We start from the raw sequence: 15,224 nt of genomic DNA on the forward strand, positions 1-15,224 counted from the left end.
TACAGTGCGGTGGCCCGTTCTCAGAGCCGTCCGTCCGGCTGCCTGCCCGACACTCCGTGGCCGGACGGACGGCGGCCGGCGCCCCCGGACAGGGCCTGGGGCCGCGCGCCGTCGGCCAACGGCGGCCCGTCGCCCACGGGTGCGCCGTGGTTCCTCGCGCGGTGGTCGGCGCCGCTGCCGGCACCGTCGTCGGCCAGCACCAGCAGGGCGACGTCGTCGCCCGGCGCACCGCGCGTGTGGTGCAGCAGGGCGGTGAACGTGCGGTGCAGGACGGCAGCGGGCGAGCCGGGCTCCGCACGCACGGCGTCGGCGAGTACGTCCGGCAGGGGAAAGAACCGGCCACGCGCGTCGCGGGCGTCCTCCGCGCCGTCGGTGTGGAGAAGGAGGGCCTCGCCGGGCCCCAGGCTCCCGCAGGGGACGTCGGCCAGGTCGACGGGGAGCGGGAGGAGACCGAGCGGCGGCAAGGGGTCGGCACGGGCCACGGGTTCGACCCGGGTGCCGTGCAGCAGATACGGCCACGGATGGCCGCAGTTCAGCGCCCGCACCACCCTGTCCGGGCGGATCTCCAGCAGCAGGACGGTCACGAACTCCTCGGCCGCGGTACCGGCCGCCGTCTCGCGCAGGTACCGGGCGTGGGCGCGTTCCAGCCGGCGCAGCACACCGCCGAGGTGCGGCTCGTCGTGCACGGCCTCGCGGAAGCTGCCGAGGACGGCGGCGGCCGGGCCGGCGGCACCGAGCCCGTGCCCGCGCACATCCCCCATGATCACCCGCACGCCGTGCTCGGTGCCGACGACGTCGTAGAGATCACCGCCGATCCGCGCACCGGGGTCGGCGGAGAGCTGTGCCACGGCGACGTCCAGACCGCCGACGCGCGGCGGCAGCGGGCGCAGCAGCACCCCCTGGGCGGCGCCCGCGACCCGGCGTGCCTGCCGCAGTTCGCGCAGCAGAGTGCACCGGACGTGGAGCACCAACCCCGTGCCGACGGCGAAGAACACCGCGCTGGTGACGATTCTCGCCCCGAGCCCGTCCTGCTGGGCGAGCGGGCAGGCCAGGTTGTACGTGACGGCCGTGGCGCCCCAGACGGTGGGCAGCCCGAACGCGAGCACCCGACCCGGAGCCCTGGCCCTGAGGTGAATCATGCCGTGGCCCCCCAGTCAGGCCCAGACAGAATCGGACCGGCCCCGTGGGGCCGGTCCGATTCTGTCCATGGGCCGGCCCGAGAGGGCCAGATCACCGACGAAGCTCACCCGGACGAGTGACGTGCCCCCAACGGGGCGGCCGGGGCCCGGGGAACCGCGCGCTCACCCACCGCCCGGCGGCACCGGCGATCCACGCGGTCCCCCACGGCGCTCACCCGCGCAGCACGGCCCCCGTACGCTCGCCCGCGAGCGCCACCGCCGCGTCCCTCGCGGCCGACGCCTCGTCCACGGTCAGCGTCCGGTCACCGGCCCGGAACCGCAGCGCGTACGCCAGGGACTTCCGCCCCTCGCCCAGCTGCTCGGCGTTCTCGTACACGTCGAACAGCCGGATGCCCTCCAGCAGTTCGCCGGCCCCGTCGCGCAGCGCCGCCTCGACCTCCGCGGCCGGGACGAAGGCGTCGACGACGAGGGCGACGTCCTGCGTGGCGACCGGGTACGTGGAGATGCCCGGCGCCTGCGGGGTGTCGTCACCGGCCCGCGCCACGGCGTCGAGGTCCAGCTCCATCGCGCAGGTGCGCGACGGCAGGCCGAGCGTCTTGAGCACGCGCGGGTGCAGCTCGCCCGCGTGGCCCACCACCCGCTCGGCGCCGTCCACCACGACCGTCAGCTCGGCGCAGCGGCCCGGGTGCCACGGCCCGTACTGGCCCTTGCGGACGATCAGCTCGGCACCGGCCTCGCGGGCGACGGTCCGGGCGGCCTCGACCGCGTCGGCCCAGTCGGCCGGGCGGCCCTTGCCCCACCAGCCGGCCTGCTCACGGGCCCCGGCCAGGACGACGGCGACGTGCCGCGGCTGCTCGGGCAGCGCGGCGTTCAGCGCCGCGAGGTCCTCCTCGCCGGGCCGCCGGTCGACGGGCAGGGCCGCGGCGACGCGGCGCTCCTCGCGCGGCCGGAAGACCAGTCCGGTCTCGAACAGCGCGAGGTCGTGGCTGCCGCGGCCGTCGTTGCGGCGCAGCGCGCCGAGCAGGCCCGGCAGCAGCGACGTACGCAGCGCGGGCTCCTCGTCGTTGAGCGGGTTGACCAGCTTCACGACGCGGCGCGCCGGGTCGTCGGCCTCCAGGCCGAGCTGGTCGAAGACCTGCTCGGAGACGAACGGGTAGTTCGGCGCCTCGACGTATCCGGCGCCGGCCAGGGCCCGGCCGACGCGGCGGTGCAGCCGCTGGCGCCCGGTCAGGCCGAAGCCGGCGGGCGGCTTGGGCAGGGTGGAGGGCAGGTTCTCATAGCCCTCGAGCCGGATGACCTCCTCGGCGAGGTCGTTGGGGTCGGTGAGGTCGGGCCGCCAGGACGGGACGGTGACGATCAGCTCGTCCTGCCCGTACACATCGCAGCCGACCTCCTGGAGGCGGCGTACGACGGTCTCGCGGCCGTAGGTCACGCCCGCGACCTTGTCGGGGTGGTCGGCCGGGACGGTGATCGTGTGCGGCGCGGAGGGCGCGCTGACCTCGGTGACCCCGGCCTCGGCGGACCCGCCCGCGAGCAGCACCAGCAGGTCGACGGTGCGCTGGGCGGCGGCCGCCGCGGCCTGCGGGTCGACGCCGCGCTCGAAGCGGCGGGAGGCCTCGGAGGACAGCTTGTGGCGGCGGGCGGTGCGCGCGACGGACACCTGGTCGAAGTGGGCGGCCTCGATCACCACGTCCGTCGTGGCCGCCGCGGCGCCCTCGGCGTCCGTGCGGTCGGCGATCTCGGTGTTGGCGCCGCCCATGACGCCGGCGAGGCCGATCGGGCCGCGGTCGTCGGTGATGACCAGGTCCTCGGCGTGCAGCGTCCGCTCGACGCCGTCGAGGGTGACGATCTTCTCGCCCTCCTCGGCGCGGCGTACGCCGATCGTGCCCTGGACCAGGCCGCGGTCGTAGGCGTGCAGCGGCTGGCCCAGCTCCATCATCACGTAGTTGGTGACGTCGACGGCGAGCGAGATCGGGCGCATGCCGACCTTCTGGAGGCGCCGCTGGAGCCAGATCGGCGAGCGGGCCTCGGGGCTCAGGCCGGTGACCGTGCGGGCGGTGAAGCGGTCGCAGCCGATGGGGTCGGCGATCTTCACCGGGTAGCCGTAGGCGTTCGGGCCGGGTACGTCGAGCAGGGCCGGGTCGCGCAGCGGCAGGCCGTAGGCGATGGCGGTCTCGCGGGCGACGCCGCGGATGGACAGGCAGTCGCCGCGGTTGGCGGTGACGGCGATGTCCAGGACCTCGTCGACCAGCTCCAGCAGTTCGATGGCGTCGCGGCCGACCTCGGTCTCCGGCGGCAGCACGATGATGCCGTGCGTCCCGTCGTCGCCCATGCCCAGCTCGTCGCTGGAGCAGATCATGCCGTGCGAGACCTTGCCGTAGGTCTTGCGGGCGGAGATCGAGAAGCCGCCGGGCAGGGTGGCGCCGGGCAGGACCACGACGACCTTGTCGCCGACCGCGAAGTTGCGGGCGCCGCAGACGATCTCCTGCGGTTCGCCGGTTCCGTTGGCCTGCCCGACGTCGACGGTGCAGAAGCGGATCGGCTTCTTGAAGCCCTCCAGCTCCTCGATGGTCAGCACCTGGCCGACGACCAGCGGGCCCTTGAGGTCGGCGCCGAGGTGCTCGACGGTCTCGACCTCCAGGCCGGCCGAAATCAGCTTGGCCTGCACGTCCCGACCGGTCTCCGTCTCCGGCAGGTCGACGTACTCCCGCAGCCAAGAAAGCGGGACCCGCATCAGATCTCCATCCCGAACGGCCGGGTGAACCGGACGTCACCCTCGACCATGTCTCGCATGTCTTCGACGTTGTGGCGGAACATCAGCATCCGCTCGATGCCGAACCCGAAGGCGAAGCCGCTGTACTTCTCCGGGTCGACACCGCAGGCCCGCAGCACGCGGGGGTTGACCATGCCGCAGCCGCCCAGCTCGATCCAGCCCTCGGACGAGCAGGTGCGGCAGGGCCGGTCGGGGTTGCCGACGGAGGCGCCGCGGCAGACGTAGCACACCATGTCCATCTCGGCGGACGGCTCGGTGAAGGGGAAGAAGTTCGGCCGCAGCCGGGTCGTCATGCCCTCGCCGAACAGCGACTGGACCATGTGGTCCAGGGTGCCCTTGAGGTCGGCCATGGTCAGGCCCTCGTCGACGGCGAGCAGCTCGACCTGGTGGAAGACCGGGGTGTGCGTGGCGTCCAGCTCGTCGGTGCGGTACACGCGGCCGGGGCAGATCACGTAGACCGGCAGCTCGCGGTCGAGCAGCGAGCGGACCTGCACGGGCGAGGTGTGGGTGCGCAGCACGACGCCGGACCCGGCGCCCTCGGGGCCTTCGACGAAGAAGGTGTCGGCCTCACCGCGGGCGGGGTGGTCGGGGCCGATGTTGAGGGCGTCGAAGTTGAACCACTCGGCCTCGGCCTCGGGGCCCTCGGCGACCTCGTAGCCCATGGCCACGAAGATGTCCTCGATCCGCTCGGACAGCGTCGTCAGCGGGTGGCGGGCGCCGGCCGGGACACGGTCGTAGGGCAGCGTGACGTCCACGGCCTCCTCGACCAGGACGCGCGCGTCGCGCTCGGCCTCCAGCTCGGCCTGGCGGGCGGCCAGGGCCTTGTTCACCGCGCCGCGGGCCTGGCCGACGCGCTTGCCGGCCTCGGCCTTGGCGTGCGGGGGCAGGGCGCCGATCTCACGGTTGGCCAGCGCCAGCGGGGAGGTGCCGCCGGTGTGGGCGACCTTGGCCTCCTGGAGCGCGTCGAGGGAGTCCGCGGCGGCGAAGGCGGCGAGCGCCTCGTCCCGCATGCGCTCGATCTCTTCCGGTTTCAAGGCCTCGACCTCGACAGGGTCGTACGACTTATTGGGTGCCGACATCTCTTCCCGTGCTTCCGATTGTCCCCCAGCTACCGCTGGGAGGTGCCCCCGGCTGACGTCCTCGTCACCGGCTGGCCACCAGGCGTGGGCCGTGTGCAGGACACAAAGGTGCCAAAGGCCGAGTCTAACGGGGCGGGGGTGTGCGGATGAGCCCGCGGGCCTCAGGCCAGGTAGGCCGGAGCGCTCACGGGCAACGTAAATCGGAACTCGGCGCCGCCGCCGGGGGCGCGGCCGACCGTGATGGTGCCGCCGTGGGCCTCGACGATGCCCTTGACGATGTACAGCCCGAGGCCGGTGCCGCCGCGCTTGCTGCCCCGCCAGAAGCGGGTGAAGACGCGGTTCATGGACTCCTCCGGGATGCCGGGCCCCTCGTCGCTCACCGTGACCGACGTGCCGGCGTCCTCTCCCTCGCGGGGTGACGCCGTGGCCGTGATGTCGATGGTGACGGTTCCGTCGCCGTGGCGCACGGCATTTTCCAGGAGGTTGCTCAGCACCTGGTCGATCTTGTCGGGGTCGGCCCACAGGGTGGGCAGCGGCTGGGAGAGCCGGAGCAGGAAGCGGTCGGCGGGCTGGCCGGCGGCGACGTAGGCCTGGATGTGGCGGCCGACGGCGGCCCCGATGTCGACGGGCTGGCGGCGCACCTCTAGGCGTCCGCTGTCGATCCGCGAGATGTCGAGGAGTTCGGCGATGAGCCGGGTGACCCGGTCGGCGTCGGCGTCGACGGTCTCCAGCATCAGCCGCTTCTGGTCGTCCGTGAAGCGCTCCCACTTGGCCAGCAGGGTGGCCGTGAAGCCCTTGACGGAGGTGAGCGGGGAGCGCAGCTCGTGGGCGACGGTGGCGATCAGCTCGGCGTGGCTGCGCTCGGTGCGACGGCGGGCCTCGGTGTCGCGCAGGGTGACGACGAGGCGGTGCAGGGGGCCGGTGGGGCGGGTGCGGACGTAGCGGGCGGCGACCAGCACTTCCCGTCCGCCGGGCAGGAGCAGGTTCCGCTCCGGCTGCCGGACCCGGATGGCGAGGCCGCCGTAGGGATCGGTGAGCTGCCACCAGCGCCGCCCCTCGAGGTCCTCTAACGGCAGGGCCGCCTCCAGGCGCCGGCCGAGGGTGTCGGCGGCGCGCCGGGCGGTGATGCGCTCGGCGGCGGCGTTGAAGCAGATCACCCGCCCGTGCTCGTCGGCGACGACGAGGCCGTCGGGCAGCTGGTCGGGGTCGAGACCGAGGTCGGCGAGATCACCGTGCCGGCGAGGCGTGGGCGGGCGCCGCGCCTGACGTGCTCCCGGTGCGCTGCTCGTGCCGACGTGCATCCCCGTACCCCACCTCTCGACCGCGCAGGGGCCCCGAGCTGGTCACCCTACTAGCTCCCGGTGACGGAGCGGCACCCTCCGGCGGCGCGCTGTGCACGCGCCGACGCGTAGAGACATACGGCGGCGGCGGTCGCGAGGTTCAGGCTCTCGGCCCGGCCGTGGATGGGGACCCGGACGACGGCGTCGGCGAGGGCGCGGGTCTCCTCCGGCAGCCCCCAGGCCTCGTTGCCGAAGACCCATGCCGTGGGCCCGCCCATGGTGCCCGCGTCCAGCTCGGCGTCGAGGTCGTCCTCGCCCGCGCCGTCGGCGGCGAGCACCCGGACGCCGGCCTCCCGCAGCCCGGCGACGGCCCGCTCGACGGGGACGCCGACGGCGACGGGCAGGTGGAAGAGGGAGCCGACGGAGGCCCGGACGGCCTTGGGGTTGTACAGGTCGACGGAGGCGTCGGTGAGGACGACGGCCTCGGCGCCGGCGGCGTCGGCGCAGCGCAGCACGGTGCCCGCGTTGCCGGGGTCGCGTACGTTGGCGAGGACGGCGACCAGCTTCGGGCGGGCGGCGAGGACGTCCTCGAAGGGCGTGTCCAGGAACCGGCAGATCCCTACCAGGCCCTGCGGGGTGACGGTGGTGGAGATGTCGGCGATCACCTGCTCGGCGGCGAGGTGCACGCGGGCCCCGGTGTCCCGGGCCGCGCCGATGATGTCGGCGTAGCGCTCGGCGGCCTCGACGGTGGCGAAGAGTTCGACCAGCGTGTCGGCGTACGCCGCCGCCTCCCGTACGGCCTGCGGCCCCTCGGCCAGGAACAGCCGCTCCTTGCCCCGGAAGTTCCGCTTGGCCAGCCGCCGCGCGGCGGAGACCCGGGGGGAACGGGGGGAGATCAGCTCAGGAGCAGCAACCATGGCGACGTACCTCCGGGGAAGCGCCCCGGAAGGGGCGCGGGGAACTGCGCGAGAAACCACGACGGACCGGCACCCGCGAGACGGCAGAAGACGGCAGACGCAAGCGGACCCGCGGGTGATCCCACGGGTCCGCACACTCACGTCGGCTCAGAGCCAGCGCAGCGTCACGCGGCCTTCGGCGCGTTGACGTCGCTCGGCAGCGCCTTCTGGGCGACCTCGACGAGCGCGGCGAACGCGTTCGGGTCGTTGACGGCCAGCTCGGCGAGGATCTTGCGGTCGACCTCGACGTTGGCGGCCTTCAGACCCTGGATGAAGCGGTTGTACGTGATGCCGTTGGCGCGGGCAGCGGCGTTGATGCGCTGGATCCACAGCTGACGGAAGTCGCCCTTGCGCTTCTTGCGGTCGTTGTAGTTGTAGACCAGCGAGTGGGTGACCTGCTCCTTGGCCTTGCGGTACAGGCGCGAGCGCTGACCGCGGTAGCCGGAGGCCTGCTCGAGGATCGCCCGGCGCTTCTTGTGGGCGTTGACTGCCCGCTTGACGCGTGCCACTTGTTAACTCCTTGTAGCGGGGCCGTGGGGGTCTTCACACGGCCCGAGAACGACTGGGTCCCGGTCCTGACGTACGGCGCTCACTGATCGGACGATCAGGCGCCGGGGCGTCACTTGCCGAGAAGCTTCTTGATCTTCTTGGCGTCGCCCGGGGCCATCTCGGCGTTGCCGGTGAGGCGACGCGTCACGCGGGACGACTTGTGCTCGAGCAGGTGGCGCTTGCCGGAGCGCTCACGGAGCACCTTGCCGGAGCCGGTGATCTTGAAGCGCTTACTGGCACCGCTGTGCGACTTGTTCTTCGGCATAGCGCCGTTCTCTCCTCGTCGGTGGCGCTCCGATGCCCGGTCGTGAAACCGGGCACGGTGGAGCGTCGCTCTTGTTTCGGTTACTGATGCCTGGGACTGGCGTCCCGGGGATCACGCCTCGGCAGGCTCCTCGGCGTCCGCAGGGTTCTGCGAGCGGCCGGGGTTGGCCTTCGCCTCCGCCTTGCGGGCTTCCTGCGCCTGACGGGCCTCGGCCATCGCCTCGGTCTTCTTCTTGTGCGGACCGAGGACCATGATCATGTTGCGGCCGTCCTGCTTCGGGTTCGACTCCACGAAGCCGAGGTCCTGGACGTCCTCCGCGAGCCGCTGGAGCAGCCGGTAGCCCAGCTCGGGCCGGGACTGCTCGCGACCACGGAACATGATCGTGATCTTGACCTTGTCGCCCTGCTTGAGGAACCGGACGACGTGACCCTTCTTGGTGTCATAGTCGTGCGGGTCGATCTTCGGCCGGAGCTTCATCTCCTTGATGACCGTGTGCGCCTGGTTCTTGCGCGCCTCACGGGCCTTCATGGCCGACTCGTACTTGAACTTCCCGTAGTCCATGAGCTTGCACACGGGCGGACGGGCGTTCGCCGCGACCTCTACGAGGTCGAGGTCGTACTCCTGCGCAAGCTCCAGGGCCTTGGCAAGCGGGACAATCCCGACCTGCTCGCCGCTGGGACCGACAAGTCGCACCTCGGGAACGCGAATCCGGTCGTTGATGCGGGGCTCGGCGCTGATGGATCCTCCTCGGTAGCACCACGCGACGGTCTGGCGGACAGCCGCGTAACGTCTGTGTTGTGAGACCTGACCGAGCCGAGGCAGCAAAAACGCCCCGGACGATCACGGGCGGGGCTCCTCGAACTACCGGAGCACCGCCGCGGGGATCGCGGGGCGCGCTTTCAAGGTCGGCCGCCGCCTCGGGGACGTCTGCCGCCTGACCGGTGACCCGCCGTCCGGAGGACGGCAAGGTGGGAGTTCGAAAGCCTCCACTTTGTGGGCCGGGCCCGCTGCCATGAGGCACGCGCGTCCGACCGGTCGTTGCTCCAGATTAGCAGCTCGCCGGGGGAACGGCGAACCGACACTGGGTGCGGGTCCGGCCCGGCCTGCGCCTATCGTGTGCGGCATGAGTGAGACCCCTCCTGAGAACCCCGACTTCGACGCCATGACCCGCGACATCGCCGAGGTCCCGGCGGTCGAGGTGATCGTGACGGTCGCCGTCAACCTGATGAGCGCCGCCGCGGTCAAGCTCGGTCTGACCGAGGAGGGGGATCGGCACAAGGACCTGGACGAGGCCCGCAAGCTGGTGCACGCGCTGGCCGGGCTGCTGGACGCGAGCGCGACCGAGATCAGCTCGTTCCACGCGGCGCCGCTGCGCGACGGCCTGAAGTCGCTCCAGCTGGCGTTCCGCGAGGCGTCGCTCGTGCCGGACGAGCCGGGACAGGGACCGGGCGAGAAGTACACGGGTCCCGTCTACGGGGGCTGAGCCGGCCGCCGGGCGGTCACAGGCTCGGGCTGAGCCGTTCACAGGGCCGGGCTGGGCCGTCACAGGGCCGGGCTGGGCCTTCGCGTACGGCTAGGCCTTCACGTACGTGTACGGCTAGGCCTTCACGTACAGGGGCTCGCCCGGTGGGACGGCCTCGGCCGGCAGCACCGCCAGGTCGAGGCCGCGCACCAGGCGGGCCCTGAGCGTCTCGTCGGCGGCGAGCCGCCGTGCCACGGCGCGGGCGGCCCCGGCGGCGGACGCGGCGGGGTCGAGGACGAGGGCGAGAGTGCCGTCGGCCTGTCCCGGCGCGAGGTGGGCGCGGAGCACGGCGGGCTCCGCGGCGACGGCGGCGCGCACGGCCGCGACGACCGCCGGGTCGGCGAGCGGGTCGACGGTCGTGCGTCCTTCGGCGAGGGCGAGCAGGACGGGGCCGGTCAGCTCGAACGGCACCGGCCCGGCCAGGTCCAGCACGACCGTGTCCGCCTTCTCGTGCGCCGCCGCTCGGAGCGCCTGGTGCAGGGGTACGGCGACGGGGCGCGCCGCCGGGTCCCAGCGGGCCAGGGAGTCGGTGGAGGTGAACGCCGGCAGGGCGGTGCGGCCGGCCGCCTTGAGGGTGGGCACGGCCATGTCGCTGGTCTTCTCGCGGCGCAGCCCGTTCTCGTCCTCCTCCACCTCGCCGAGCACGGCGACGACGGGGACGAGCAGCCGGGCGCCCTTGAGCGCCTCCAGCACCGGCGGGACGGCGGTGCGGTCCTCGGCCCAGGCGGCGAGCGCGGCGCTCAGCCGGGGGTCGGCGGAGCCGTCGTCGTCGGAGAAGCCGGGGTCGGGGATGTTCTTGTTCACCACGGCTCCGACCCTATCGGGGCCCGCCGGTCGCCCCGGCGGGGGCCATGGCCCTCGCAGAAGGCCCTAGAGGTCCTGGAACTCCCCGAGGCGGCGGCGCCGGCCGCGCCAGAGGACCACGGACGCGACCAGCAGGACGCCGCCGGCGCCGCCCGCCAGCGGGGCGGCCCAGTCCGAGGGGTCGTCGCCGGGGGTGTCGGTGTCCGGGCCGGGGCCGAAGTACTCGTCGCCGTACGCGGCCGAGGTGAGGCCCTGCGGCTTCAGGCGGCCGGCCGCCTCGATGGCCGCGGCCGGGTCGACGAAGCCGGAGCCGCGGGAGTCGTCGCGGCCGCCTTCGGGGGCGTTGCGCGCGGTGTCCTCCAGCAGCCGCTTGATCTGGGCCGGGGTGAGGTCGGGGTGGGCCGCCCGGACCAGGGCGGCGGCACCGGAGACGAAGGCGGCCGCGGCGCTGGTGCCCCAGCCCTCGTAGTACTTGCGGTCGGGGTCGGCGATGATCACGTCGACGCCGGGGGCGCTGACCGTGGCGTACCAGCGGCGGGTGGAGAAGGAGGCACGGGTGCCGTAGCGGTCGACGGCGGTGGCGGCGATCACCCCCGGGTAGGCGGCCGGGTAGGAGATGTGGTCGCCCTTCTCGCCGCCGTTGCCCGCGGAGGCGACGACGACCACGCCCTTGTCCAGGGCGTACTGGATGGCCTCGTCCTCGGCGGCCTCGGCGTGGGCGGAGGCGGAGTCGTCGCCGAGGGAGAGGTTGATGACGTCGGCGCCCTGGTCGGTGGCCCAGCGGATGCCCTCGGCGAGGGCGTTGCCGCGGGTCTTGCGGGCCTTGGCGCGGGCCGGGTCGCCGTCCTCCAGGATGACGCGGACGGGCAGGATCTTCGCTTCGGGAGCGATGCCCACGACGCCGTCGGCGTTGCCCGGGCCGTGGCCGTGGCCGGCGATGATCCCGGCCATCGCGGTGCCGTGCCGGGCCCAGGCGCGGTCGCCTTCGCCGGCGCCGAACCCGACCAGGTCCTTGCCGGTGAGGACGTTTCCGGCGAGGTCGGGGTGGTCGGCGTCGACGCCGGTGTCGAGGACGGCGACGGTGACGCCGGCGCCCCGGGTGGTCTGCCAGGCCTCGTCGATGTGCATGGCGTCCAGCGACCACTGCTTGGCGCGGATGCCGTCGGCGTGCGCGGTGGTGGCCGGGGCGAGGGCGACGGCGGCGGCGACCAGGAGGCCGAGGGCCGTGCGGCGGCGGGTCCTGGCGGCTGTCACGACGGCTGCTCCGTGGCCGGTTCGGCGGTCTTGCGCAGGCCGCGTTCGATGCGGTCGGCGAGGCCCTGGGCCTCATGGCCGAGGCCGGCCTGGGCGGGGGCGGCGGTCTCGCCGGAGGCCATGGCCTGTTCGGCGGGCTGCGGGTCGTCGACGGTGCGGCCGTCGGCCCAGCCGGAGACGGCGTAGACGACGACGGGGGCGTCGGTGAGGACGGAGACGGTCCACGCGGCGCGCTGGGGTGCGGCGAAGTCCGCGGCGACGGTGTCCTTCGCGGCGTACGGCAGCGGCATCAGGTCGGTACGGCGGTCCAGGCCCTCCCGGTCGAACCTGCGGGCCAGGGTGGTCATGGCGGCGGCGTCGGCCTTGGTGAACAGCAGGCCGACGGTGGTGACGTGGCTCTGGGTGGCGTCGGTGTAGGTGGCGCGCAGCAGGCGGGCGCAGCCCACGGGGGCGAGGGCCTTGCGCAGCAGCGGGTCGAAGGCGTCCGCGCAGCCGCCGTCGGGGGCGACGGCGATCCGGGTCCAGGTGCGGTCGGCGCCGCCCGGGCCGGCGCCGCGGCCCTCCACGGTGGGCGGGAACAGCTGGTCGACCGGCACGCTGTGCCACAGCTCGCCGGCCGCCGCGAAGCCGCTGCGGGCGCCGTCCTCGCCGGGCTCGCCGGTGAGCCAGCTGCCGGTGACGGCTCCGGCGACGAGTCCGAGGCCGAGCACGAGGCAGACACCGGCGGCGACGGCCTGCCCGCGCATCCGCCCGCCGAACGCCCGTGCCGTCCGTCCACGGTCGTATCCGCCCGGTTCCTCGCCGGGCACCGTCGGTGCCCCCCAGGACAGCGCCGGGTCGGGCCCCGGGACCGCACTCCGTTCACCACGGGGGCCGGCCTCGGTCCCGAACCGCGGGGACGCCTCGTCCCCGGCCGGGAACAGCGCGGGGGCGTGGGGGGCGTCCCCGTGGCCGGGCGCCACCCCGTACCCGGCACGGTCCCGCTCCGCGCGGGACTCGCCGCCTCGCCCGCCGGGCTCCTCGCCCGCCGAACGCTCGGAGCGACGGGCCGCCGCTCGGCCGACGGGGCCCGGCCGGCCGGGGGTGACGGCCCGCGAAGTCCCGTACGACACCGAGTCGTCGTACGACGCCGGGGCCCTCTCCGCCGCGGGACGGCCCCGGTCCGGCGGCGAGGCCCCTTCCGGTGTCGGGCCCCCGTCCGGCACCGAGCGCCCGTCGGAGGCGGCAGCCGTGTCGGAAGCGGTAGCCGGCTCCGGGGCGGAGCCCGCGCCGGGGCGGCCGGCCGGCTCGGCCTCGCCCCGGGACCACTCCGCGCCGGACGCGGCACCCGGCCGGCCGGGCTGACCGGGTGCCGATGGGCCGGGACGGCCGACGGACGGGTGGCCGGGCTGACCCGATGCCGAAGAGCCGGGCTGACCGACAACCGGACGGCCCGGCTCACCCGATGCCGGACGGCTGGGATGACCGGTCGCCGGGCGGCCGGGCCGGCCGGGTGCCGAGCGGTCGGGTTGGGCGGGGGCCGGAGGGGCGGGCTGAGGCGTTGTCGGGCGGTCGGCGGGGTGGGGAGGGGGTGTGTTCCGGTCGTCGGGCGGCCCGGAGGGGGAGGCCGGTGGGATCGGGCGGAGGCGGGTCGTCGTCTCCGACGGGTTCTCGGCGGGGGGCGCCGGACGGGGGTGGGCCGGCGCTGCCGGGCGGGACGGCTCCCCGGCCGTGCCGTCGCCCTCGTGGCGCGCGTTCCGGTCCGCCGCCGTCGGCAGGCCCACGGTCGGCGGCGCGTCCGGGAAGCGGGCGGAGGCACGCGGCGGGGGCGGGGAGGCGAGGCCTGCGCCGGAGGTGCGCGCGACCGACCGCGACGCGGAGGGGGACGGCGCGGAGGGCTCCGGGGCGGGACGGTGCGGTGCGGGGTCGCCCTGGGAGGTGGCGGCGGGCGGGGTGGCGGGGCGCGGTGGGGCCGCCGGGGGCGGCGGCGTCGCGGGGCGCGGGGGGAAGGAGGCGCGGGTGCGCGGCGCTTCCGTGCTCATGCACCCCCCGTTTCCTCGTGCCCGGGCCGTTGCTCGTGACGCGGTACGCGGTGCACGCTCCTCCCGGCACGCATACCCGCACGGACGGACCGCCATCCCGGAGCGGACGGTCCGGGCGCGGACGCCGGACCCGGTGCCCGGGCCGTTCCGCCGTGCGTGCGCGTCACTCTACGGCGTGATCCGGCGCGAGGGGGAACCAGTCCACGCCCCCGTGGCATTGGCCCGGATCGTCCCCCTACCCTGCGGTAATCCCTTCTGGCAGGCTGCGTCCATGACTGCGCGCGCCGCCGACCGGGCCCGTTACGACCGGGCCACCGCCCATCTCGACGCCCCGCTGGCCATCGTCGACCTGGAGGCCTTCGACGCCAACGCCGACGACCTGGTGCGCCGGGCCGGCGGGAAGCCGGTCCGGGTCGCCAGCAAGTCCGTGCGCTGCCGGGCGCTGCTCGAACGCGTCCTCGCCCGGGACGGTTTCGCGGGCGTCATGTCGTTCACGCTGGCCGAGTCCCTGTGGCTGGCGCGTTCCGGGACGGACGACGTGCTGCTCGCCTACCCGTCGGCGGACCGCGCCGGTTACGCGGAGCTGACCGCCGATCCGAAGCTCGCCGCCGCCGTGACCGTCATGGTCGACGATCCGGCGCAGCTGGACCTGATCGACGCGGCGCGCGACGGGGGGCGGGAGGAGGTCCGGGTCTGCCTGGAGCTGGACACCTCGCTGCGGCTGCTGGGCGGGCGGGTGCGGGTCGGGGCCCGCCGCTCGCCGCTGCACTCCCCCGCCGAAGTCGCCGGCCTGGCCCGGTCGGTGGCCCGGCGCCCGGGGTTCCGGGTCGTGGGGATCATGGCGTACGAGGGGCATGTCGCCGGGGTCGGGGACGCGGTGGCGGGCCGGCCGCTGCGGTCGCGCGCGATCCGGCTGATGCAGGCCGCGGCGCGCCGGGAGCTGGCGGAGCGCCGGGCGGCGGTGGTGCGGGCGGTCCGGGCGCTCGTGCCGGACCTGGAGTTCGTCAACGGCGGCGGCACGGGCAGTGTGCAGCACACGGCGGCGGAGGACGCGGTCACCGAGGTCGCCGCCGGTTCGGGGCTGTACGTGCCACGGCTGTTCGACAACTACACGTCGTTCCGGGGCCGTCCGGCGGCCCTGTTCGCCCAGCCCGTGGTGCGCCGGCCGGGCGTCGGGGTCGTGACCGTGCTCGGCGGCGGCTATCCCGCCTCCGGTGCGGCCGGACCCGACCGGTCGCCGGTGCCGTATCTGCCGGAGGGGCTGCGCTACGACCCGCAGGAGGGCGCCGGCGAGGTGCAGACGCCGCTGCTGGGGTCCGTCGCCGACGATCTGCTGATCGGGGACAAGGTGTGGTTCCGGCACGCGAAGGCCGGTGAGCTGTGCGAGCGGTTCGACGCGCTGCACCTGGTCGAGGGCGACGCGGTGACGGCGACCGTGCCGACGTACCGGGGTGAGGGGCGCACCTTTCTCTAGGGCGCACCCGGCCACCCCGGCCCCAGACCCCTGCCGGACGGGTCGGGCCGTCAGACCGACAGCCCGTCAGACCGGCACAGCCCGACAACCCGTCAGTCCGACAGCCCG

Annotated in this window: 13 protein-coding genes; 2 read left to right on the forward strand and 11 right to left on the reverse strand. The window is 74.6% G+C overall.

What is annotated here, in order from left to right; all coding sequences use genetic code 11:
• Positions 1-20 precede the first annotated feature (20 nt).
• The 8 genes from ACZ45Q_RS19050 to infC form a co-directional block, all read right to left on the reverse strand.
• A complete protein-coding gene (locus ACZ45Q_RS19050; RefSeq protein ID WP_468262351.1) occupies positions 21-1,139 on the reverse strand; it encodes a PP2C family protein-serine/threonine phosphatase in 1,119 nt (372 codons plus the stop codon).
• Positions 1,140-1,350: 211 nt separating this feature from the next.
• Positions 1,351-3,873, reverse strand: coding sequence for a phenylalanine--tRNA ligase subunit beta (gene pheT, locus ACZ45Q_RS19055; protein WP_468262353.1), 2,523 nt, complete (start codon positions 3,871-3,873; stop codon positions 1,351-1,353).
• Positions 3,873-4,991 (reverse strand): phenylalanine--tRNA ligase subunit alpha, encoded by a 1,119-nt coding sequence (pheS, locus tag ACZ45Q_RS19060; protein WP_468262356.1) that lies wholly within the window; start codon positions 4,989-4,991, stop codon positions 3,873-3,875. The genes pheT and pheS overlap by 1 nt, the downstream gene beginning before the upstream one ends.
• A gap of 161 nt (positions 4,992-5,152) precedes the next feature.
• Complete coding sequence (locus tag ACZ45Q_RS19065) at positions 5,153-6,292, reverse strand: sensor histidine kinase (RefSeq protein WP_468262359.1); 1,140 nt, start codon at positions 6,290-6,292, stop codon at positions 5,153-5,155.
• Positions 6,293-6,342: 50 nt separating this feature from the next.
• Positions 6,343-7,188: a TrmH family RNA methyltransferase gene (locus ACZ45Q_RS19070; RefSeq protein ID WP_468262362.1), complete on the reverse strand. Its 846-nt coding sequence runs from the start codon at positions 7,186-7,188 to the stop codon at positions 6,343-6,345.
• 164 nt (positions 7,189-7,352) lie between these two features.
• Positions 7,353-7,736, reverse strand: a complete 384-nt coding sequence (gene rplT / locus ACZ45Q_RS19075; protein ID WP_003977226.1) for a 50S ribosomal protein L20 — start codon at positions 7,734-7,736, stop codon at positions 7,353-7,355.
• A gap of 110 nt (positions 7,737-7,846) precedes the next feature.
• Positions 7,847-8,041 (reverse strand): 50S ribosomal protein L35, encoded by a 195-nt coding sequence (gene rpmI / locus ACZ45Q_RS19080; protein WP_030577024.1) that lies wholly within the window; start codon positions 8,039-8,041, stop codon positions 7,847-7,849.
• 111 nt (positions 8,042-8,152) lie between these two features.
• The gene (infC, locus tag ACZ45Q_RS19085) at positions 8,153-8,779 is read right to left on the reverse strand and encodes a translation initiation factor IF-3 (protein ID WP_468262518.1); all 627 of its coding nucleotides are present in this window, start codon (positions 8,777-8,779) and stop codon (positions 8,153-8,155) included.
• Positions 8,780-9,164: 385 nt separating this feature from the next.
• Here infC and ACZ45Q_RS19090 point away from each other — a divergent pair, with 385 nt between their 5' ends.
• Positions 9,165-9,524 carry a DUF1844 domain-containing protein gene (locus ACZ45Q_RS19090; protein ID WP_468262365.1) on the forward strand — a complete coding sequence of 120 codons (360 nt, stop codon included), beginning with the start codon at positions 9,165-9,167 and terminating at the stop codon, positions 9,522-9,524.
• A 114-nt stretch (positions 9,525-9,638) separates the two neighbouring features.
• Here ACZ45Q_RS19090 and ACZ45Q_RS19095 read toward each other — a convergent pair whose 3' ends face one another.
• The 3 genes from ACZ45Q_RS19095 to ACZ45Q_RS19105 form a co-directional block, all read right to left on the reverse strand.
• Positions 9,639-10,370 carry an SseB family protein gene (locus tag ACZ45Q_RS19095; RefSeq protein WP_468262368.1) on the reverse strand — a complete coding sequence of 244 codons (732 nt, stop codon included), beginning with the start codon at positions 10,368-10,370 and terminating at the stop codon, positions 9,639-9,641.
• A gap of 63 nt (positions 10,371-10,433) precedes the next feature.
• Positions 10,434-11,621, reverse strand: a complete 1,188-nt coding sequence (mycP, locus tag ACZ45Q_RS19100) for a type VII secretion-associated serine protease mycosin (protein WP_468262371.1) — start codon at positions 11,619-11,621, stop codon at positions 10,434-10,436.
• The gene (locus tag ACZ45Q_RS19105) at positions 11,618-12,451 is read right to left on the reverse strand and encodes a hypothetical protein (protein ID WP_468262521.1); all 834 of its coding nucleotides are present in this window, start codon (positions 12,449-12,451) and stop codon (positions 11,618-11,620) included. Before ACZ45Q_RS19105 ends, mycP begins: the two co-directional genes overlap by 4 nt.
• 1,462 nt (positions 12,452-13,913) lie before the next feature.
• On the opposite strand from ACZ45Q_RS19105, the gene ACZ45Q_RS19110 reads away from it, so the two are divergent.
• Complete coding sequence (locus tag ACZ45Q_RS19110; protein WP_468262373.1) at positions 13,914-15,116, forward strand: amino acid deaminase/aldolase; 1,203 nt, start codon at positions 13,914-13,916, stop codon at positions 15,114-15,116.
• Positions 15,117-15,224 lie beyond the last annotated feature (108 nt).

It is taken from the genome of Streptomyces sp. NPDC031049 (genome assembly GCF_055571015.1).